The sequence below is a fragment of the Enterococcus sp. DIV0724b genome (assembly GCF_050531475.1).
Taxonomy (GTDB): Bacteria; Bacillota; Bacilli; order Lactobacillales; family Enterococcaceae; genus Enterococcus_L; species Enterococcus_L haemoperoxidus.
On the sequence record NZ_CP172890.1, the window covers coordinates 2087737 to 2108124 of the forward strand.

General features: G+C 36.4%; 17 protein-coding genes. 4 read left to right on the forward strand and 13 right to left on the reverse strand.

Translation table 11 applies throughout. The annotated features are described in order from the left end of the window. Positions 1-62: 62 nt before the first annotated feature. From recQ to IGJ02_RS09670, 5 genes are all read right to left on the reverse strand, one after another. Entirely contained in the window at positions 63-1850 is a 1788-nt protein-coding gene (gene recQ, locus IGJ02_RS09650) for a DNA helicase RecQ (RefSeq protein ID WP_430601834.1), read from the reverse strand. Positions 1851-2124: 274 nt separating this feature from the next. Then, positions 2125-3951, reverse strand: a complete 1827-nt coding sequence (gene typA, locus IGJ02_RS09655) for a translational GTPase TypA (protein ID WP_010763432.1) — start codon at positions 3949-3951, stop codon at positions 2125-2127. Between the two features lie 246 nt (positions 3952-4197). Beyond that, the gene (locus IGJ02_RS09660; protein ID WP_010763431.1) at positions 4198-4971 is read right to left on the reverse strand and encodes an inositol monophosphatase family protein; all 774 of its coding nucleotides are present in this window, start codon (positions 4969-4971) and stop codon (positions 4198-4200) included. 1 nt (position 4972) lies between these two features. Further along, positions 4973-5251, reverse strand: a complete 279-nt coding sequence (locus tag IGJ02_RS09665) for a UPF0223 family protein (protein ID WP_430601835.1) — start codon at positions 5249-5251, stop codon at positions 4973-4975. Between the two features lie 55 nt (positions 5252-5306). After that, entirely contained in the window at positions 5307-6575 is a 1269-nt protein-coding gene (locus tag IGJ02_RS09670; RefSeq protein WP_430601836.1) for a voltage-gated chloride channel family protein, read from the reverse strand. 319 nt (positions 6576-6894) lie between these two features. Here IGJ02_RS09670 and IGJ02_RS09675 point away from each other — a divergent pair, with 319 nt between their 5' ends. Beyond that, on the forward strand, positions 6895-8262 hold the full coding sequence (locus IGJ02_RS09675) for an MATE family efflux transporter (RefSeq protein WP_430601837.1): 1368 nt from the start codon (positions 6895-6897) through the stop codon (positions 8260-8262). 52 nt (positions 8263-8314) lie between these two features. On the opposite strand, the gene IGJ02_RS09680 is transcribed toward IGJ02_RS09675, so the two are convergent. From IGJ02_RS09680 to IGJ02_RS09690, 3 genes are all read right to left on the reverse strand, one after another. After that, positions 8315-8818, reverse strand: a complete 504-nt coding sequence (locus IGJ02_RS09680; RefSeq protein ID WP_010763427.1) for an HD domain-containing protein — start codon at positions 8816-8818, stop codon at positions 8315-8317. 191 nt (positions 8819-9009) lie between these two features. After that, positions 9010-9198 (reverse strand): hypothetical protein, encoded by a 189-nt coding sequence (locus tag IGJ02_RS09685; RefSeq protein WP_430601838.1) that lies wholly within the window; start codon positions 9196-9198, stop codon positions 9010-9012. Positions 9199-9464: 266 nt separating this feature from the next. Beyond that, on the reverse strand, positions 9465-10430 hold the full coding sequence (locus IGJ02_RS09690) for an aromatic acid exporter family protein (RefSeq protein ID WP_010763426.1): 966 nt from the start codon (positions 10428-10430) through the stop codon (positions 9465-9467). A gap of 116 nt (positions 10431-10546) precedes the next feature. Between IGJ02_RS09690 and IGJ02_RS09695 the strand changes: the two genes are divergently transcribed. Beyond that, complete coding sequence (locus IGJ02_RS09695; protein WP_010763425.1) at positions 10547-11146, forward strand: FUSC family protein; 600 nt, start codon at positions 10547-10549, stop codon at positions 11144-11146. Between the two features lie 158 nt (positions 11147-11304). Here IGJ02_RS09695 and IGJ02_RS09700 read toward each other — a convergent pair whose 3' ends face one another. From IGJ02_RS09700 to IGJ02_RS09715, 4 genes are all read right to left on the reverse strand, one after another. Then, the gene (locus IGJ02_RS09700) at positions 11305-12777 is read right to left on the reverse strand and encodes a flotillin family protein (RefSeq protein ID WP_010763424.1); all 1473 of its coding nucleotides are present in this window, start codon (positions 12775-12777) and stop codon (positions 11305-11307) included. A gap of 20 nt (positions 12778-12797) precedes the next feature. Beyond that, positions 12798-13355, reverse strand: coding sequence for a hypothetical protein (locus tag IGJ02_RS09705; protein ID WP_249024381.1), 558 nt, complete (start codon positions 13353-13355; stop codon positions 12798-12800). A 323-nt stretch (positions 13356-13678) separates the two neighbouring features. Then, a complete protein-coding gene (locus IGJ02_RS09710) occupies positions 13679-17113 on the reverse strand; it encodes an FtsX-like permease family protein (RefSeq protein ID WP_430601839.1) in 3435 nt (1144 codons plus the stop codon). After that, positions 17114-17815, reverse strand: coding sequence for an ABC transporter ATP-binding protein (locus IGJ02_RS09715; RefSeq protein ID WP_430601840.1), 702 nt, complete (start codon positions 17813-17815; stop codon positions 17114-17116). Positions 17816-18016: 201 nt separating this feature from the next. Here IGJ02_RS09715 and IGJ02_RS09720 point away from each other — a divergent pair, with 201 nt between their 5' ends. Next, positions 18017-18685 (forward strand): DNA/RNA non-specific endonuclease, encoded by a 669-nt coding sequence (locus tag IGJ02_RS09720; protein WP_430601841.1) that lies wholly within the window; start codon positions 18017-18019, stop codon positions 18683-18685. Positions 18686-18717: 32 nt separating this feature from the next. Further along, complete coding sequence (locus IGJ02_RS09725) at positions 18718-19104, forward strand: hypothetical protein (protein ID WP_010763419.1); 387 nt, start codon at positions 18718-18720, stop codon at positions 19102-19104. A gap of 44 nt (positions 19105-19148) precedes the next feature. On the opposite strand, the gene nagA is transcribed toward IGJ02_RS09725, so the two are convergent. Beyond that, positions 19149-20297, reverse strand: coding sequence for an N-acetylglucosamine-6-phosphate deacetylase (gene nagA, locus IGJ02_RS09730; protein WP_430601842.1), 1149 nt, complete (start codon positions 20295-20297; stop codon positions 19149-19151). Positions 20298-20388: the final 91 nt, after the last annotated feature.

Genomic DNA, 20388 nt, shown 5'->3' on the forward strand with positions numbered 1-20388 from the left:
ACTGATACTAAAAAAAGTTAGAGTCCTGCTCTAACTTTTTTTAGTCAATCCTGTCTAAATGCCTACTGAGAACTAACGTCTTTTTCTTCTGTCTGTTTAAATACTTCGATTTCTGCCAAAAATTTTTCCCCGTATTTATCCAGTTTATTCTGACCTACACCTTTTACTTGCAATAATTGAATTGAGTTTTTAGGGAGTTTCTCACACATTTCTTTTAATGTACTGTCTGAGAAAATGAGATATGGCGGCACGCCTGCTTCTTGCGCTAAATCCATCCGTAATTCTCTTAATGTTTCAAAAAGGCCATCATTCACAACAACTTTGCGCACACGTTGATTTTCTTTTCTAAATACTGTCTGTTGGCCTAACAAGACTTGAACTCCTGTCGGTGAAACTGATAATAAAGGATATTGACCGTCTGACGGATTTAAATATCTTTCGGCTGTTAGATAATCAATCAATTGATTCACTTCTTTTTGCGTTCGATCCTTCATTAAACCATATGTAGGTAAACGATTAAAATGCCATTGGTCGATTTTTTGATCTTTAGAACCAGTTAGCACTTTTCCAACTAACCCCTTACCAAATTTTTCACCCATTCGTTTCACGCAAGAAAGAACTTTTTGAACATCCACTGTGATATCTACTAATTCCCGTTCATCTAAACAATTGGAGCAGCGACCACAGTCAGATCCTTTCTCTCCAAAATAGCGCAATATAAATTTTTGTAGACACATTTGAGCATTTGCGTATTGAGACATTTCTCTTAATTTCATGTACTCCTTTTGTTTATAATCAATCGTCATTTCTGATTGATCAATAAAGAATTGCTGAATTTGAAGATCTTGCGGTGCATAAAGTAAAACGGCATCACTTGGGAGTCCATCACGTCCGGCACGTCCAGCCTCTTGATAATAAGACTCGATATTTCCAGGGATCTGCGCATGAATCACAAAACGAACATTACTCTTATTGATCCCCATACCAAACGCATTCGTCGCAACCATCACTTGGATTTTATCAAATAAAAACTCTTCTTGATTATGATTGCGCTCCTTTTCATTCATGCCGCCATGATACATACCTACAGCTATTTTTTTACTTTGAAGCAAATGATAGATCCGTTCAACTTCTTTACGGGTACTTGCATAAACAATACCTGATTGTCCTTGATTCAACTTTAAATACTCTAAAAGAAAAACATCTCGATTTTGATCTTTAACGACTTGAAAAGATAGATTCTCACGAGCAAAACCTGTCTGTACCTGATTATCTTTTGGGATGTGTAACTGTTTAAGGATATCTTCAGCTACTTGCGGTGTTGCAGTCGCCGTAAGCGCAATGACTGAAGGTTGCTGCTGGAACTGTTCAATAATTTCGGCTAAACGTAAATAACTTGGACGAAAATCGTGCCCCCATTGAGAGATACAATGCGCTTCATCTACTGCTAATAGATCGATTGGGACATGTAGCAGTAACTGCTGGAAATCAAATGATTCCAACCTTTCAGGTGCTATATACAAAAGCTTAACCTCACGATTAACAGCCATCTGAACTCGTCTATTCATTTCCTGCTGTGAAATCGTACTATTGATGAACGTTGCAGGGATGCCCATCATATTTAAGGCATCAACCTGATCTTTCATTAAAGAAATCAAAGGTGAGATCACTAGAGTCAGATTTTCTAAGACAAGCGCTGGTAGCTGGTAACAAATAGACTTACCGCCACCTGTTGGCATAATACCTAAAACATTTTCTTTATGTAAAACATGATTGATGATGTCTTCTTGTCCTTGACGAAATTCGTCGTATCCAAATTTTTCTTTTAGCAAGTCTTTGATGTCAATCATGAAATTCTCTCCGTTCTTTGTATCTGGTTGTTATTTTAGCATGCACTATAAGGCAATTCAAGGAAGGATTTTCTCACACGTGAAACAATTCCGTCTTTGTGAAACATAGTATAGTTTTTAATAAAATTCAAACCCTCTATTTATCAAGGTTTCTAAAATAAGATACGCATTTTTTAGGATTATTTACTAGAAGTTATCCACAAAAAATAGGACAAAACTTATTAAGTTCTGCCCTATCTTTCTAAACTTGATTATATAATCTTAGTTTACTTGGTTATTTTTTCTTTTTACTTGCTTTTTCACGTTCGTTTTTGTTAAGAATTTGTTTTCTCAATCGAATACTTTCTGGTGTTACTTCACAATATTCATCTTCATTCAAGAATTCTAATGACTCTTCTAATGTAAGGATTTTTGCTTTTTTGATTACAGATGTTTGGTCTTTATTAGCAGAACGAACGTTAGTCATTTGTTTTGCTCTTGTGATGTTTACAGTCAAATCATTATCACGGTTGTTTTCACCGATGATCATTCCTTCGTATACATCAGTTGTAGGTTCTACAAAGACTGTTCCTCGTTCTTCAATGCTCATAATACTGTAAGTCGTTGCTTTACCAGTATCAATTGAAACCAACGCACCTTGATGACGTCCACCAATTGTTCCTTGAATCATTGGTAGATATTGGTCAAATGTATGATGCATGATACCATATCCGCGAGTCATTGATAGAAACTCAGTTGTGTACCCAATCAAACCACGAGCTGGTGCTAAGAAAATCAAACGAATCTGACCATTACCAGTGTGGATCATATCTTGCATCTCACCTTTACGTAGGCTTAATGATTCGATAACACTACCCATGTATTCTTCAGGAGTATCAATTTGAACACGTTCAAATGGTTCGCATTTCACACCTTCAATTTCACGTTCGATAACTTCAGGACGCGATACTTGCAATTCATATCCTTCACGACGCATATTTTCAATCAAAATTGATAAATGTAATTCACCACGACCAGATACCGTCCATGAATCCGGACCAATTGGCTCTACGCGCAATGATACATCTGTTTGTAGTTCTGCCATTAATCGCTCTTCAATTTTACGTGAAGTAACGTATTTACCTTCACGACCAGCAAATGGAGAGTTATTGACTAAGAATGTCATTTGTAATGTTGGTTCGTCAATATGGAGAATTGGCAATGCTTCTTGGGTTGAAACGTCAGCAACTGTTTCACCAACGAAGATATCTTCCATACCAGAAACGGCAATTAAATCGCCTGCTTTCGCTTCATTGATTTCAACACGTTGAAGTCCAAAGAAACCAAAGATTTTAGTAACACGGAAATTCTTCACGCTACCATCTAATTTCATTAAGGCAACTTGGTCGCCCACTTTCATTGTTCCACGGAATACACGGCCGATACCAATACGTCCAACATAATCGTTATAGTCTAATAATGATACTTGGAATTGTAATGGTTCATCTGAATTATCGATTGGCGCTGGCACATGTTCAATGATTTGATCAAAGATTGGAGCCATTGTTGGTTCTTGATCTTCTGGTTTATCAGAATCACTTGAAGTTCCATTTAAAGCTGATGCATAAATAACTGGGAAGTCCAATTGTTCATCATCCGCACCTAATTCGATAAATAATTCTAATACTTCATCTACAACGTGTTCAGGACGCGCTGAAGGTTTATCAATTTTATTTACAACAACGATTGGTGTTACTTTTTGTTCCAATGCTTTTTTCAATACGAAACGAGTTTGAGGCATTGTTCCTTCATAAGCATCAACAACTAAAACTACACCGTCAACCATTTTCATGATACGCTCTACTTCACCACCGAAATCCGCGTGTCCAGGTGTATCTAAAATGTTGATGCGAGTGCCTTTGTAATCAACTGCTGTATTTTTAGCTAAAATCGTGATCCCACGTTCGCTTTCAATCGCATTCGAATCCATTGCACGTTCTTGTAATTGTGTGTGTCCATCTAAAGTATCTGATTGTTTTAAAAGTTCATCTACTAATGTTGTTTTACCGTGATCGACGTGGGCGATGATTGCCACGTTTCTAATATCTTCTCTGTATTTCAATGTAATTGCTCCTTATCCTTTTGCCTTACGTCACTTGTTCATTAAATCCGACTTTTTATTATACCAAATTTTTTTCATGAAATATAGTCTAAAGCTTTCAAAAGTTGTGAAAACTTCATATTTTATTGCCTTTTTTTGAAAAATAACATATTTTCAGAAAAAAAGCAACGTTTTCTTTCAAGATAGCACTGCTTATCTTGAAATTTTATTGGTTTTTCTTTCGTGTACGCCAACAACACACTCTCTCTATTTCTGAAGAAAATTCCCCTGAATTTCTACATAAGCTGTAGGCGTTGCTGCTAAAAAATATTCCCTTCCAGCAAATGCTAATGGTTTTCCTTCTATATTAGAGTACTTAAATCCAAACTCATCCAGCAAAACCAAGCCAGCCGCATAATCCCACGGACTAAGATTGGAAACATAGCCAATATGATTTCCTTTAAGCATAGCAATCAGTTCCACGCCTGCACATCCACTGACCCTAATGCCCATACTTGCGTGTCCCATTTCTCCGGCAGAATGAATATTTTTACCATACATATAGGCATTCATGCCTAATAACCCTTCTGATAAAGAAGTATCTTTTGGCTGCGGTAATTTTTGCTCATTAAGAAAGACGCCATAATTTTTACCGCCCCAATATAATTCATCTTTCATCACATCATAAATGAACCCTAATTGCCCAATACCATCTTCAAAAACAGCAATCATAATACAAAAATTTTCCTGCTCCATCACGAAATTCATCGTGCCATCGATCGGGTCGATAATCCAAACTCGACCTGCTAGAGAATCAATGGTATTAAACTCTTTTTCTTCAGCTAAAATTCGATCATTAGGATAGCGTTGCTTTATTTTTTTAATAAGAAATGATTGCGTTTCTTCATCAATATTTGTTACTAAATCAGTTCTGCCCGATTTTTGAGAAACTTTAAGTTCATTGGTTAGGCTAACACGGATGTAACCTGCTGCTTCTTTTAACCATTCTTTGATTTCAATGATCATTTTTTCTTTTGTCATTTTAATCAGCTCCTAGTTTCAATCTGCCTGACTCTTGTTTTTTTGCTTGTTGGAGTGTTCGATATAAAGAATAACCAGATGCTTTTTGAAATTCATTTCCTAAACGCTTTTCTTCACCTATGCTTTTAACCACCGTTTTAAATTCCTTATAAGTAGCCAAAAAAGCTTTGGTATCTATTCCGGTTTCATTCGCTTGTTCTACTGCTGACCATAAGTTTGTCACAATCACCATTTCGTTTGTTGTCCAGTCTAAATCTAATGGATATTGATAGTCTTTCATGCTTTCACCTCATTCTCTAGTTTATCATAGCCTAAGAATATTTTTCTATAATACGCTAATTTCGCTTCTTATTTTGCCAGTTGGTGATGAGGGGTAAGAATAAGACACCTTTTTCTACTTCTACTTTTTGAGCTGAATAAATTCCAGCATTACCTGAGCACATATAACTGATTAAACAAATCATAAAGAAAAATACAGCAGCTTCACTTCCAAAAAGCTCGATTCCCATGATAAAACAAGCAATTGGTGTATTGGTCGCGCCAGAAAAAACACCAATAAAACCTAATCCAGCTAAAAATGGAATTGATAGATGAAGTATCATAGCTAGAGTGCTCCCTAAGGTTGCGCCGATTTCGAATAAAGGTGTCACTTCTCCGCCTTGATAACCTGCGCCTAATGACAGTACAGTAAAAAACAGCTTTCCAATAAAATCAAACCAGTAATTTTCTCCATTAAACGCATCTTTTAGCAAGGGTAAACTTAATCCAAGATAACGTTGCGTCTGTAAAATAAAAACAGCAGCTACTACAAAGATTCCGCCAAAAAAATTTCGTAACACAACGTTTTCAAACCAGTTTGCATACACTTTTTTAAGCAAGGCAATTGAACGACTAAACAGCCATCCGACTAAACCAAAACAAATCCCTGCGATCATTAATTTGGCAAACAACAGCAATGACCACTCAGGTATCGTCCCCACACTATAATGTATATGGCTTACGCCGAAAGCTTCCGTAACAAAATTTGCAAAAAAAGCGGCAAAAAAACTAGGGAATAGTCCATCTGATCTTAAACGTCCGATCACTAAAACTTCTAAGCCGAAAATTGTTCCTGCCAAAGGAGTCCCAAAAACAGAACTAAAACCAGCGCTGATTCCACTAATTATAACAATTTCTCGCTCAACTTTATCGAGTCTAAAAGCTCGTCCAACTGCATTTGCTACTGTCCCGCCCATTTGTACGGCTGTCCCTTCACGACCAACAGAACCACCAAATAAATGAGTTGTAATCGTGCCAAATAAAGTCAGTGGAATAAGTCGTAATGGAATATTTTCTTGTTCACCGTTGGCTTGATCGATCACCAAGTTATTCCCTCTGATAGCATTGCCACCATATTTTTTATATAGGAAAGCAAAAGCCGCTCCGCTAAATGGTAGGATAAATAAAAGCCAGGGATTATCTAGCCTAATTTGCGTTACTACATCTAGACTTTTCAAAAAAAAGGCAGACAATGTGCCCATTATTAAACCGATCAATGAAGCAATGCTTATCCATTTAACCATATAAATGCTAATTTTTGTCAGCCTATTTAATTCACTTTTCACGTAGTCACCTCCTGGATAATAAATCAACTATTCTATGATACCACTTCTTAAATCTATACTGATCAATTATAGCAATTTTTTTGAAAGAAACGAGAAATAATTCAATTCTACATTATTTTATAGCCAAAAACACTCATTTAGACTAAAAATAAATTGGGTTTGATAAAGCACTTGCAAAAGCCAAATATTGTGCTACTATAAGTAGGAAATTTTCAATAATTTTACTATATACATTACATCAAATTTGACCGTTATTTTCGTTAGAATTGTAGAGGAAATCTTCCGCGGATTGTCCTCTCGTAATGAAAGGATGTTTTCATTGAAAGAATTAACACATGGAAATCCCGCGAAATTGATTTTTTTCTTTACGATTCCATTATTGATTGGTAACATTTTCCAACAGTTCTATAATATGGCTGATATGATCATCGTTGGACAAACGCTAGGAAAAGACGCTTTAGCAGCAGTTGGTTCGACTGGAAGTATTACATTTTTGATCATTGGTTTCGCTCAAGGGTTGACAGCAGGCCTTTCTATCATAACCTCACAACGGTTCGGTGGACAAGATTACCGTGGGGTGAAAAAGAGCTTTGCCACAGGAATCATCATCAGTGGAATCGTAACGATCATTTTGACTGTGTTGAGTTTGATTTTTGTTCGACCTATGTTGCTACTTATGCAAACACCTCCAGAAATTATTGAAGATGCGCAAATCTTTATCTCCATTATTTTTGTCGGAATCTTTGCTGCTATGGCATTTAATTTATTATCTAATGTGATTCGAGCTTTAGGTGATAGTCGAACGCCGCTTTTATTTTTGATCATTGCTAGTATCATCAATGTTGTGTTAGATCTAATTTTGATTCTTAATTTTCATATGGGCGTTGCGGGAGCTGGTATTGCCACAGTTACGGCTCAAATCATATCTAGTGTCTTATGTGTAATCTATATTCGCTGGAAAATTCCTAATCTTCAATTACGGAAAAAAGATTTTTACATTGATAAACTTGAATTTCGCACTCATCTAAACATCGCTTTACCAATGGCTTTTCAATCATCAATCATTGCAATAGGCGCAATTATTTTACAAGCTGCCCTAAATAGTCTAGGAACCGACGTTGTGGCTGCTCAAGCTGCTTCGGGCAAACTCGAACAATTTGCGACGCAACCGATGATGTCATTTGGTATCGCAATGGCCACCTTTACCGCCCAAAATTATGGCGCAAAAAAATATAAACGAATTTTACAAGGGGTTAATCAATGCCTTGTGATGAGTATTGGGTTTAGCATTTTAGCTGGTGGAATCGTAATTCTCTTTGGTCAAAATTTAATGACCCTTTTCGTCAGCGTAAAAGAAATAAAAGTACTCAACCTTTCTCAGATTTACTTTAATGTCAATGGCAGTATGTATTGGTTATTGGCAATCTTGTTTATTATTCGTTATACATTGCAAGGTCTTGGACAAAGTGTGATTCCCACAATAGCTGGAATTATGGAGTTGATCATGCGTTCATTTGCCGCGATTATTTTAACTGCTTCTTTAGGATTCGTCGGCGCTGCTTTAGCATCGCCACTTGCATGGGCGGGGTCCGTGATTGTGTTGCTTGCTTCTTATTTCAAGGCAATCAAGCGGTTAAAGAAATTAGAGCACGAACAAACAATTATGAAACAACAGCTTTCCGATTAAAATAAATACAAAAAAATCGACCGATTCTCAAAAAGAAAATCGATCGATTTTTTTATACAGATTGTTTACTTGGGAAATATTGACGCCATTTCGCTTTCACCGAATTCGTCATCGGCTCAGATGCTTCTTTGACAGCACAATATTTATCGACCATCGTAACAATGTAGCTTTCTTTGTATTTTGGTGGTGCAATCGTTGCACCCCACATATGTTTGATAATAATATCACGTTCTAAATCTGAAAGTTCAGTTAGTTTCTCCGCATTTTTTACTGCAATTCTTGGATGCATATAAGCATGAGATCCTTCATCGAACTTAGTTGTACGCCAATCGTAATAGAACAAATCATGTAAAAGTCCAGCACGAGCTGTTGCTCTAGCATCACCGTTCCATTTTTTAGCTAGTTTATAACTATAATAAGAAACGCTGATTGAATGATCTAAACGAGTTGAGTGAACATGCTGCGTATAGTTGCCTAAACGCTGTACTTCTTCAGTTTCTAACAAATCTTCTACATAAGACATATATTCTTGATCTTCACGCCATTTTTCAGTCATTAATCCTGGTTCCACCTTTTTAGAGACTTAAAGTTTCTATTTTTAGATTGATTTAATAAAAAGTCTTTTTAACTTGAAGAAAGTATAGCATCTTGGTTTTACAAATACTAGGATTTTTGAATTCCGTAACTAAACTTTAATATTTCCTTTATAAATCTGTTGGTTTATGCTTTTTTGATTCGTTTGTTTTCTTAGTTTATCTTGTGCTTCTTTCGCCCATGGATGAATAACTGCTGACTAGAATTTAGTAAGTAATCAAGATAAACTAATGAAGTTTTTTCTAAAGACGTGTCTAAAGCTAACAATAACTCACTCAAATAGGGTAGTTCAGCGAGCCGATCCCACTTGATTTTATCAGCCAAAAAGACGATCATATCCATCTGAGTAAATTCTCTTTTAACTGTTGTATGGTATTCTATAGCAGACAAAATTGATGCTAAATATTTCTTGTACCATATACTTGGAAAGTTTTTGATGAATAATCATTGGTAGTTTTCGTTTCTCACAAAACACATCGATCTTTAGAGATTCAGCAACCTCAATGAAATGACAAGCAACTGGTTGATATCTTTCACCTAAATATAAGCAAATATCATTAGACAAATCATCTGTATGTTCTAATTAGACAAGTTGACTTTGATTCATCTTATTTTCTTCCTTCATTCTGTTGTTTTGCAAACTCCGCTTTAATTTCTATAAATGATTGAAATACCTGTAAAAATTGAAAAAGCTGGGCACGATTCTCAAATTCTTCTCTAGTTTTTGGTAATTCTTTTTTGCGATACGCTTCATAAACTTGAGCGATTCTATCCAAGATATCTTGTCCATCATTATTTTCAGCAAAAGTTTCAGCTGTATATTGCAGTAATTCTTGGATGTTTCCAACTTGTTCTGGTTCAACTGTAATGTTTTCCAAAATTCGTAGCATGTCTTTCAAACTGTTACTTTGCAAACGACGCATTGTAAAGTATTCGATATAATAGTGATTTGAAGCTATCAGCTGATTTTCTGCATGGTTTTTCGCCCAATTTTCTCCTGTTCGGATGAAAGATTTTAAGTCATTACATTTTTCAAACAAGTTTCTTTCCTTATTGTGCTCGTTTAGATAGGCTGCCATATTATTCAATATTTTACGAAACATCGTTTCAATAACTTCTTGGTCTTCTTTCAAACGCTTTTCTGTATCAGGCATATATAAATTCATGAGTAACGCAAACCCAACACCAATGGTCATCAGTAAGAATTCGTTACCAATAATTGACCAAGATAAGTCTTGTTCGACTAAGTACTGGGTTACTAAAACCGAACTTACTACAATACCATCTGAAAGCTTGAAGTAAACAGCTCCAGGTATAAATAAAAGTAAGAAAATACCAAATGCCCAGGGGTTGAATCCTAGAATAGAAAAGCAAAAATACGCAATTACTGTCGCCAAAGCTAGAGAAAGTAATCGATAGAGCCCTGTTAATAAAGAAGTTTTCTTCGTATTTGTGACACTCAATACAGAAATGATTCCTGCTGAAGCTGGATACAATAACCCTAAGCTTCCTGCCACAATCATCGATAAGGTTGCACTCACTGCAGTTTTGACTGTTCGTAATCCTATTTTCATTTGACAGCTCCTCACAAAATGATTAATCTTTTGTTTTAATACTAGTAATTTTACCTCTATTTCGGTTATCATTAAATAGAAAATTGATTAAATGTTGATTATAGGAGAGAAAGCTCATGGAAGTCGGTCCTTTTCGCTTAGGTTTACGCACATTAAAAACGGCTTTAGCTGTTATGATATGTATTATTTTATTTAAAGTATTTGATCGGGGAGCACCGATGATTGCAGCTCTTGCTGCGGTTTTTTCATTGCGACAAGATCTAACGACTAGCCTTACTTTTGGAAAATCAAGGATTCTTGGTAATACTTTAGGTGGCGGTCTAGCGATTATTTATTTTCTAGTCAAGGATCTGTTTTCTAATGATTTTTTAGTGGAATTATTTTTCCTCCCTTTTTTAGTAATTGTCGTTATTGTTATTTCTGACGGGATGAACAATAATTCAGGAATCATCTCTGCTATTGCAACTTTGTTACTGATTTCACTTAGTATTCCTCAAGGTGAATCCTTTTATTTTGCTTTAGCAAGAGTAATCGATACGTTTATTGGCACATTTATCGGGATCGGACTGAACTTCTTTTTTAAACCTAAACCAATTGAAGAAGAACATGAAATCGATGAAGATTTAGCTGAACTCGCGAAGAAAGAAAAAGAATTAGAAATACTCAAACAAAAAATTATTTTAAAAAAACAAGAATCTGATGATTCTAAAGAATAAAAACATACTAAAAATAGAGGATAAACTTACTGACGAATGAGTTTATCCTCTATCTAACTAATCGTAGGTACAGACTGGAAATAAAATCGACAGCAGTTAGTAATATTACGTCAAAAAAGAACACCGAACAGAATTTTCTGCTTGGTGTTCTTTTTTAACTATTGTTCTTCTTTCTCATCACCATAGAAATTTACATTACTGTTCGTTCCTTTTTTAGAGAAGTTTTCAATCAATTCTTTGACATCTAATCCCGTTGTTTCTTTTAACGTTTCTTGTGTTCCTGCTAACAAATTCGTAGCATAATTGGTGATTCGGTTAGCGCCAGCATTTTCTCCGCCGCCTCCTGTATCAACAACCGAGATTTTATCGATATTGCTAAGTGGTTGAGCTGCTTCTTTCATTAATTGTGGCAACATTTCCATTACCATGCTTAAGACAGCAGCTTCGCCGTATTCCTTAAATGCATCCGCAATTTTTTGTTTTGCTTCGGCTTCAGCAGCACCACGAGCTAAAATAGATTCAGCTTCGGCTTGTCCAGCCAAACGTGTTTGATTTGCTTCCGCTTCCGCTAATGATTCAACACGGAAACGCTCCGCTTCCGCTTCCGCTACCTCACGTGCTTTTTGTGCTAATGCTTCTTGCTCTTTCGCATAACGATCTGCATCGGCTTTTTTCTTCACTTCTGAATCGTATTGTTTCTCACGACGAACGATTTCTTTTTCTTCTAACTCGATTTGTTTTTGACGCTCGATGACTTTAACTTCCATCTCTTGGGCAATAACTTCTTGTTGTGCCTTGGCTGTTTCCAAATTGTAGGCTTGGTCAGCTTTGGCTTTAGCAATATCTTGCGCTTCTTTATATGTTGCAAGCTTTAATTCTTTTTCTTTAGATGCTTCTGCGATTTCAGTTTGACGTTGTAATTCGGCTTGTTGTGATTCTTTTTCAGCTTCAGCTTTTTTGATACGTGTTTCTTTCCAAGCTTCGGCTTCCGCGATATCTGCATCACGCTTTACTTGAGCGATTCTTGGTTTCCCTAAAGAATCTAAGTAGCCATTTTTGTCGCGAACTTCTTTGATGGTAAACGATACAATGATCAGACCCATTTTTGCTAAATCCACACTGGCAACTTCTTGCACACTTTGGCTGAATTTATCACGATTTTGATAGATTTCTTCCACCGTCATCGAACCTAAAATAGAACGTAAATGACCTTCTAATACTTCACGTGCTTCATTTTCAAGTTCTTCACGTGTTTTTCCTAAAAATTGCTCTGCGGCTGTAGCGATTTCTTCAACAGAAGAACCGATTTTAATAATCGATGTTCCATCACACATCACAGGAACCCCTTGTTCTGTGTAAACTTCTGGAGTCGACACATCTAACTTACTTGATAATAAACTAATTCTATTTGATCGTTGGAATACCGGCAGAACAAAAGCCCCTCCACCACGTACTATTTTTATTTTATTACCGCTTTCATCTGCATGAACATTTTTATTTCCTAAATAACTCCCACTAATAATCAACGCTTCATCTGGTTTTGCTGTTTGATATTTTGAAATAAAAACGATCAATAACATCAGTAAAATAAACACAACCAGAACAATTGGTCCTAAAATCCCTAATTCCATTTTCTTCTACCCCTTCTGTTTTATAATTGTAAACTTCCTTCATAAGGAACCACATAGCATACACGCTCTCTGATTTCAATGATCAATACTTGCGCTCCTCGTTCGATTGGTTGGTCTTGTGAAGCGTAAAATGCTGCCGGCCGGCTGATTGATCCAGTAACACTTTTCAATTGAATCTCACCCATTCCGCCAACAGGAATCGGAGTAACAACAGTTGCGACATGTCCTTCCATGTCTTTTTCAGAAATCGAAATAGTTGACTCTGCATTTTTCATTGGCATCAATACATAAAAATTCAAGAAAAATACCAGAATTGAAGAAATGGCTCCACTCACTAGAAACAACATCAAGTGATTCCAATCCAACAATCGTTCTCCTAGATAACCAAATAATGAGGTGAATGCCAACCATGGAATAGCCAACATTGGATCGATTGGTCCATCAAAATCGAAGACATCACCAAAAATCACCAACAAAACAGCAATTCCTGCACAAATAATCAGTGCGTAAAGATAAATTGTTTCAATCGGAATACCTTGAATCACATCCCCACTCCTTTCTCCTTTTGGTCCGACCATCAAATCTTAGTGCTTTAGCACTTAGAATTTGTCGCGATCGAAACGCTGGTGTAACGTCTGTTCTCTCTACGTCACTTCGTTCCTAGAATAGAGGTACTCATTTCCCTTGAGCACTCCTAAGCTTTTCATCGCCTTACTATTTAAACAACCTCTTCCATTCTCTCCCGACGTTCTTATGAAGATACTTATATTTTACCAATACTTTGTACAAAATGACAGCTAATTTTGTAAAATCATACAAGGGATGTATTTGCTTTCACAAAAATAAATGAAACGAAGACATCTTAGTTAAAAGACTATTCGTTCCATTTATTAAATCTGTTTTATTCGTTAGACTTTAATGCCTCGATCATATCAACCTTTTTCAATTTTCTGTGCATGAACACCATGACCAATAACGTAAAGAACAAGGTGATCAAACCTGAATATAGATAGCTAAACCAATGAATGGTCGGAGAAAACATCAACATATCAACTTCCACTGTGGTCAATACGTAACCATGAACAAGTTTTCCAAAGAAGCAACCGAAGAAAATGCCGATTAATGTTAAAATAATATTTTCCCGATAAACATACATTGTCACTTCTTTATCATAAAAGCCTAACACTTTGATTGTTGAAAGTTCTCTGATTCGTTCTGAAATATTGATATTCGTCAAGTTATACAAGACAATGAACGCCAATAAGCCAGAAACTGTGATCAAGACCCAAACAACAATATTCAAACTATGGATCGTATCATCTAAAGCATCACTTGAAATTGAAAGGAATGAAACATTTAACACATTAGGATTCCCCATCAATTCTTTACCTATAGAAGCCTCGGATTTTTCAGTTGGTACTTTATCAAAGAGTAAAAACTCCGTGTTATAGTTTGGTTTTTTCTTGATTATCTTTTCATAATAGGCAGGTGACATATACGCAAAGTGACCGGTATAATTTTCCGCAATTGCTGTGATTTTAAATTTATATTCTTGGTTATCACTATTTTTCAAAACAAGTGTATCGCCGGTTTTATAGTTGAATAGATTTGCTAGTTTTTCATTAATGATCACACCATCATCCGTCAACTGATATTTTTTACCAGATTGTCGATCATTGAATAAAATAAAGTGATCGATCTCTTTAGGTTTTTCAGGAACATAGATAGAAACATCTTGTTTAGCGTTAGATTCTTTCGTTGTTTTTAAAGATTCAATATATAACGGCATCGTCTCTTTCAAGCCGTCAACGTTGTCTAACACCGCTTGATAGTTCTGTGTATCTTTTTCAGAAGCCTCTTCTTTAAACGTCACGATTGCTTGGTAATGCCAGATTTTATTGAATTGAACTTCTACAATATCTGAAATAGAATCTTTCAACCCAAAGCCGGTAATGATCAATGCCATACATCCAGCAATACCTAAAACCGTCATCAACATTCTCTGTTTGTAACGGAATAAATTTCGTGCTGTTACTTTTTGAATAAAACTTAATCGATTCCAAATCGGTTTTATACGCTCCAACCAAATTCTTTGACCAGCTTTAGGTGCTTTGGGACGTAATAGACTAGCTGGTGTACTAAATAAATCGATCCGTAAAACAACCATTGCGGCGCCAGCCGTACATAAAACAGCAACTAAAATTCCAATCAAGCTATAATTCAAATACCATGGTGTAACAAAATCTGGAATGTTATATAACTGTCCATAGGCATCAAAAATAATGGTAGGGAATAAATAATACCCTACAAACAATCCTAAAACAGCTCCACACACACTGGCAATCGTTGCATATACTAAAAATTTGAAGGCAATTTCGCCATTGCGATAACCTAATGCTTTCAGACTACCGATTTCCATTCGTTTTTCTTCCACCATTCGCGTCATTGTTGTTAAACTAACTAATGCAGCAATCAAGAAAAAGAAAATTGGAAAAACTGTTGATAATGAAGAAATACGGTTAGCATTGTCTTCATATTCCGAATAACCTGGATTATCATCTCTTGTAAAATAATAGTAATCGGCCGCCTTTAAATCGGCTAATTCTTTTTGTTTTTTTTCTAATTGTTGTTTGGCCTCTTCAAGTTTCGGCAAACTTTCTGTTTTTTTCTTTTGAAACTCTTCTAAACCTTGGTTATACGCTGCTTGAGCTTCATCAAGTTGGGTTTGAACCTCATTCAATTTTGCTTGACCATCAATTTTTGACTGCTCCAATTGTGCTTGTCCTGCTGCTAACTGTTCTTTCCCTGTGGCTAATTGTGCTTCAGCCTGAGCAATTTGAGCTTCAGCTGCATCCAGTTGTTGTTTGGCCTCTGTAAATTGAGCAATCGACTGATTGATCGTACCGATTGTTTGATCCAAGTTTTGCAACCCTTGTGTCGCTTGGGTTTGTTGATTTGACAAACTCGTTAAAGCCGCATTGATAGTTGCCATAACACTTGCAATATTTTCCCTTTGCGGTTGGCTAATTAGTTGATTGATTGCTGCTGAAATCTCAACAGGTGCGCCTAAAGATTGAACAGCTTCCTGCAATTGTGGCGCAGCATCCGTAATACTCTCTGCTAATAACTCATCCGGCACCCGATCTAAAATAGCTACTGTTGCCGCTAAGCTCTGATAGCCATTGGCTAATTGCTTCAATGATTCACTGGTTGCCGCTAACTCATTACGCTGTTGCTGTAAAGCAGATAAATTATTTTGTCCTTGCATGACTTCTGCTGAAGCTTGTGCTAATTCATTTTTCTTCGCTTCAAGTATATTTCTTTGCTGAACTAACTCATTTTCACCGTTTGTAATCGCGGCTTGGTTTGCCGCAAGTTCATTTTCAGCAGTTGCAATTTGCTGTGTATAAGCTTCTTGTGCTCGCGTTAATTCTTGCTTGCCGGAGGCTAGTTCCTGCTCACTTGACTGGAGTTTAGCTTCAGCATCTTTCAATGCAGTTTCACCATCAGTAATCTCTTTTTGAGCTTTTTCAAATGACGCTTTTGATTCTTCACGAATTTCTTCGACCCGTTGTTCGGGGCGTTTTTTCATCGCCTGCTTAACTGAGTTCATCGCAGTTTCACGTTTGTTTTTATATTCTGCTGAATAACTGTCTAGGTCGTTTAAGCCTTTAAATGACACAAGAATTTCTGTAAAACTTGAAAGGTCCATATCTTCTTTGGGAACGACTGCAAAAAAATCTAATGAACCTTTGCCAATCGTCGTATTCCCTCGAGAAGTATTTTCAATATACTCAGGAGATTGGACAAATCCGACGATTTTAAACTGCTCCTTTTTTAACGCCTTGTCCTTATTATCTTCTTTTGAAAGTGTCAGTGTCTCACCGAGTTTATAATGTCCACGCATTTGAGCAAGGTCATCTAACACAATTTCTCCACTTTTTTCGGGCATTCTACCTTTGACAACCCGATAATCGATCAAAGGTTGTTTTTCTTTTAAATCGTAGCTAACAAATTTCACCGCAACATTTCGGTCGCTAATAGCTAAATCTTTTGTATATCTAGGAAAAGCTTTTTCAACCGATTTTACTTGTTTTAACTCTTCAATATCTTTATTGGTTAAACCAAGCGTAGAAACAATTCTAGCATCAGGTAGTTTTTGCTTTTGATAATAATTTGATGCAGTCTGAGTCATATCTGGTCCTGTGGCTTTTAAACCAACAAAGACCATAACACCTAGAAAGATAATGCCCATGATCGATATAAATCGCGCTTTCGATTGTTTGATTTCACGAAAACTTGTTTTAAGTAAGGCTGTTTTTTTCAAGACTGTCACCTACCATTCTATCTCAGCTACAGGTTTTGGTTCATCGTTGATCGTTACACTACGAACTTTGGCATCATTGATACGAATCACACGATCTGCCATTGGTGCAATCGCAGAATTATGTGTGATAATAATCACAGTCGTGCCTGTCGTTCGAGCCGTTTCTTGTAATATCGTTAGGATTTGCTTGCCCGTTTCATAATCTAATGCTCCTGTAGGCTCATCACATAATAACAATTTAGGTCGTTTGGCAATTGCTCTAGCAATTGTTACACGCTGCTGTTCGCCTCCAGATAATTGTGCAGGAAAATTATCCAATCTTCCACCTAATCCGACCGACTTCAGCACTTCTTCTGGATTTAATGCATCTGTCACGATTTGAGAAGCTAGTTCAACATTTTCTTTCGTCGTTAGGTTCGGAACTAAATTGTAAAATTGAAAAACAAAACCGACATCATTTCTACGGTAAGTCGTTAATTGTTTTTCATTGAATTTTGCAATATCGGTCCCATCAATTACGATTTGCCCCTCATCACAAGAATCCATCCCACCTAAAATATTTAATACAGTTGATTTTCCCGCTCCACTTGGGCCTAAAATAACTGCAACTTCGCCTTTTTCTACTGAAAAAGTAATCCCATCATTTGCAGCAATTGTGGTATCTCCCATATGGTATCTTTTATATTCATTAATAACGTCAATATAAGCCATAAATTTTCAATCCCCTCTCAAAAGAATTTTATCATAAGAATGCTAACAAGTCCTCTTACAGCTCAAAAGGTTTTTGATTTTTTGATTTTTTTTCGTATAATAGAAGGATGAGATTAAATCCAAATAAACGATGAGTCCAGAAAATGTGACTTAGAAAAATAGGGTTCTTTTCGATCTCTGAAATTAGTTAGGAGAAAAAACATGGCAAGAAAAAAACAAAAGCCGCCGTTTAGTCCTGCAGTTATGCTTGTAGCGGTTTTAATTATTTTAGTTTTGGGCGTATTTGGAGTTCAAGTTCCTGATGATATTCAAGAAATGTTCGGTATTCACACCCAACAACAAACCAAACCCAGCACAACAAAACCTATAAGTTCCACCAATCCAGGTCCAAAAGAACTAGGTCCTGCAACTTTTTCAGCAGATGAACTAACAGACAGTAAAAAAGGATGGGTCGATTACCATGCTTTAGATTCACTTGGAAGAGCAACCGGTGCCGATGCTTTATTAAAACCCGCAATGGTCAATACAGGAACATCGGCTAATAAAGATATTCGTCCACCCGGCTTTGTTTCTGGTTTAGAACCTACGTCTCATTCTAGAGGGCATCTGATCGGTCGTCAGCTTGGTGGTACTGGTGATGATACAAGAAATCTCACTACTCTTTATCAAACACCTGTAAATACACCTTTCATGACAAAATATGAAAACCAGATTCGTCAGGCATTAGACAATGGCGAAACCATTCGTTACCGTGTGACACCTATTTATGAAGGAACAGAATTATTATGTAAACAAATCGATTTGGAAGCTAAGGGTCTAAATAAAAATACAAAGATTGATTTTCATGTTACGATATTGAATGAAAAGTAGATTGTTCAGCTTTTAAATCAGGAGGTATTCTAATGAATTTTCAGAAAATAAAAGACCAACTTACAGAATCTACCCCAAAAAGTTTTTTAACTGCGGTTTTAGAAAATGACCAAGATGAAGAAAGTACGATTATTTTCAGTCAAACCATAGAAGAGCAGTTTGAGCAGAATGTTCACTACCTCGCTTCTGATGACACGATTTCTTTAGATGATCTTTCAAATTGGAGTGAACAAGAATTTCTAGTTGTCGCACAAACAATCGATGGCGATTATATTGCAGGTACTACGGAACAATCTTTCGTCATTCCAGTTTCACTTTATAAATCAGATATTGAAACTTATGATCTATTTTTATCAGATTTTTTTATTGCACACACAAACAATTTGATTTGTTCTTCAATCTTACCTAAAAATGAATAATAAAAAAACGAGATTTCAGCAGTTCAGCTGAAATCTCGTTTTTATTATGCTCGATAACGCTCTACACCATCTAAATACGTTGCATCTAATTCCATATTTGGATTCAATACGATAAAGTCGGCATCACGACCTCGAGTGATCATGCCGCATTTATCATCGATTTTACAACTAACTGCTGGCACTAGCGTTGCCATCATAATAGCTTGCTCTGGTGTCGCAATTTCCCAGTCCACCACGTTTTTGATTGCTTCTTTTAATTTCAAAATACTACCAGCCAAATTCCCAGACTCTAAACGAGCTGTACCGTCTTTTACGACAACTGGAAATTCACCTAAGTTATAATTACCGTCTGGCATACCACCTGCCATCATACAGTCAGTGATTAATGCAACATGATCATGTCCTGCTTTTTCCATTAAAATATCCGCTGCATTGGGGTGAACATGGTGTCCATCACAAATTAATTCAGAAAACACATGGTTTAATGACATTAGTGCCCCAACCATTCCTGGTTCACGATGATTTAATCCGCGCATACCGTTATATGCATGTACAAAAACACTAGCACCTGATTCCACTGCATCTGTTGCTTGTTCTAAGGTTGCATCACTATGACCCAATGCCACAACGACACCTTCATCAGTTACAGCTTTAACAAATTCTTTAACCCCTTTGCGTTCTGGAGCTAATGCAATTTTTTTGATCAAACCACCAGAAGCTTCTTGCCATTCGTTAAATGTCGCTAAATCTGGATCGCCAAAATAACTTGGGTTTTGAGCGCCTTTGTGTTCTTCAGTGAAAAACGGGCCTTCAAAATAGATTCCTTGAACTTTTGCTCCAGGTACTTCTTGATAGACATCACCAATTGTTTTTGCAACATCTTTCAAACGTTCTTTACTTGACGTTAATGTTGTTGGTAGAAATGACGTTACACCACAAGACAATAGCCCCTCTGACATCACTTTCAAGCCTTCTGCATCACTATCCATGACATCGTGATTCATATAGCCATGAATATGAGTATCAACTAATCCTGGTGCGATCCACTTTCCTTCTTCTTTGATTACTTTTGCATCTTTTTCAGGGACTTCTTTATAAAAATCTCCGAATAAGCCATCTGTGATTTCTAAATATCCTGGTCCTTTTACATCACTTTTTAAAAAGAACTTTTCAGCAAAGATAAACGTTCTCATCTTCATCCTTCTTTCTTTAATTTTCTACTTTAAACGTACTCTTAAAATCAGCTAAAGTCAAGAATGGTGTAGACCTTTTCAAAAAATATTT

What these genes read in the sequence shown, in the direction of transcription:
- recQ (WP_430601834.1), bottom strand. Translation starts at nt 1,850, where the DNA reads ATGATTGACATCAAAGACTTGCTAAAAGAAAAATTTGGATACGACGAA.
- IGJ02_RS09660 (WP_010763431.1), bottom strand. Translation starts at nt 4,971, where the DNA reads ATGACAAAAGAAAAAATGATCATTGAAATCAAAGAATGGTTAAAAGAA.
- IGJ02_RS09665 (WP_430601835.1), bottom strand. Translation starts at nt 5,251, where the DNA reads ATGAAAGACTATCAATATCCATTAGATTTAGACTGGACAACAAACGAA.
- IGJ02_RS09680 (WP_010763427.1), bottom strand. Translation starts at nt 8,818, where the DNA reads ATGACTGAAAAATGGCGTGAAGATCAAGAATATATGTCTTATGTAGAA.
- IGJ02_RS09685 (WP_430601838.1), bottom strand. Translation starts at nt 9,198, where the DNA reads ATGGATATGATCGTCTTTTTGGCTGATAAAATCAAGTGGGATCGGCTC.
- IGJ02_RS09690 (WP_010763426.1), bottom strand. Translation starts at nt 10,430, where the DNA reads ATGAAAATAGGATTACGAACAGTCAAAACTGCAGTGAGTGCAACCTTA.
- IGJ02_RS09695 (WP_010763425.1), top strand. Translation starts at nt 10,547, where the DNA reads ATGGAAGTCGGTCCTTTTCGCTTAGGTTTACGCACATTAAAAACGGCT.
- IGJ02_RS09700 (WP_010763424.1), bottom strand. Translation starts at nt 12,777, where the DNA reads ATGGAATTAGGGATTTTAGGACCAATTGTTCTGGTTGTGTTTATTTTA.
- IGJ02_RS09705 (WP_249024381.1), bottom strand. Translation starts at nt 13,355, where the DNA reads ATGGTCGGACCAAAAGGAGAAAGGAGTGGGGATGTGATTCAAGGTATT.
- IGJ02_RS09715 (WP_430601840.1), bottom strand. Translation starts at nt 17,815, where the DNA reads ATGGCTTATATTGACGTTATTAATGAATATAAAAGATACCATATGGGA.
- IGJ02_RS09720 (WP_430601841.1), top strand. Translation starts at nt 18,017, where the DNA reads ATGGCAAGAAAAAAACAAAAGCCGCCGTTTAGTCCTGCAGTTATGCTT.
- IGJ02_RS09725 (WP_010763419.1), top strand. Translation starts at nt 18,718, where the DNA reads ATGAATTTTCAGAAAATAAAAGACCAACTTACAGAATCTACCCCAAAA.
- nagA (WP_430601842.1), bottom strand. Translation starts at nt 20,297, where the DNA reads ATGAGAACGTTTATCTTTGCTGAAAAGTTCTTTTTAAAAAGTGATGTA.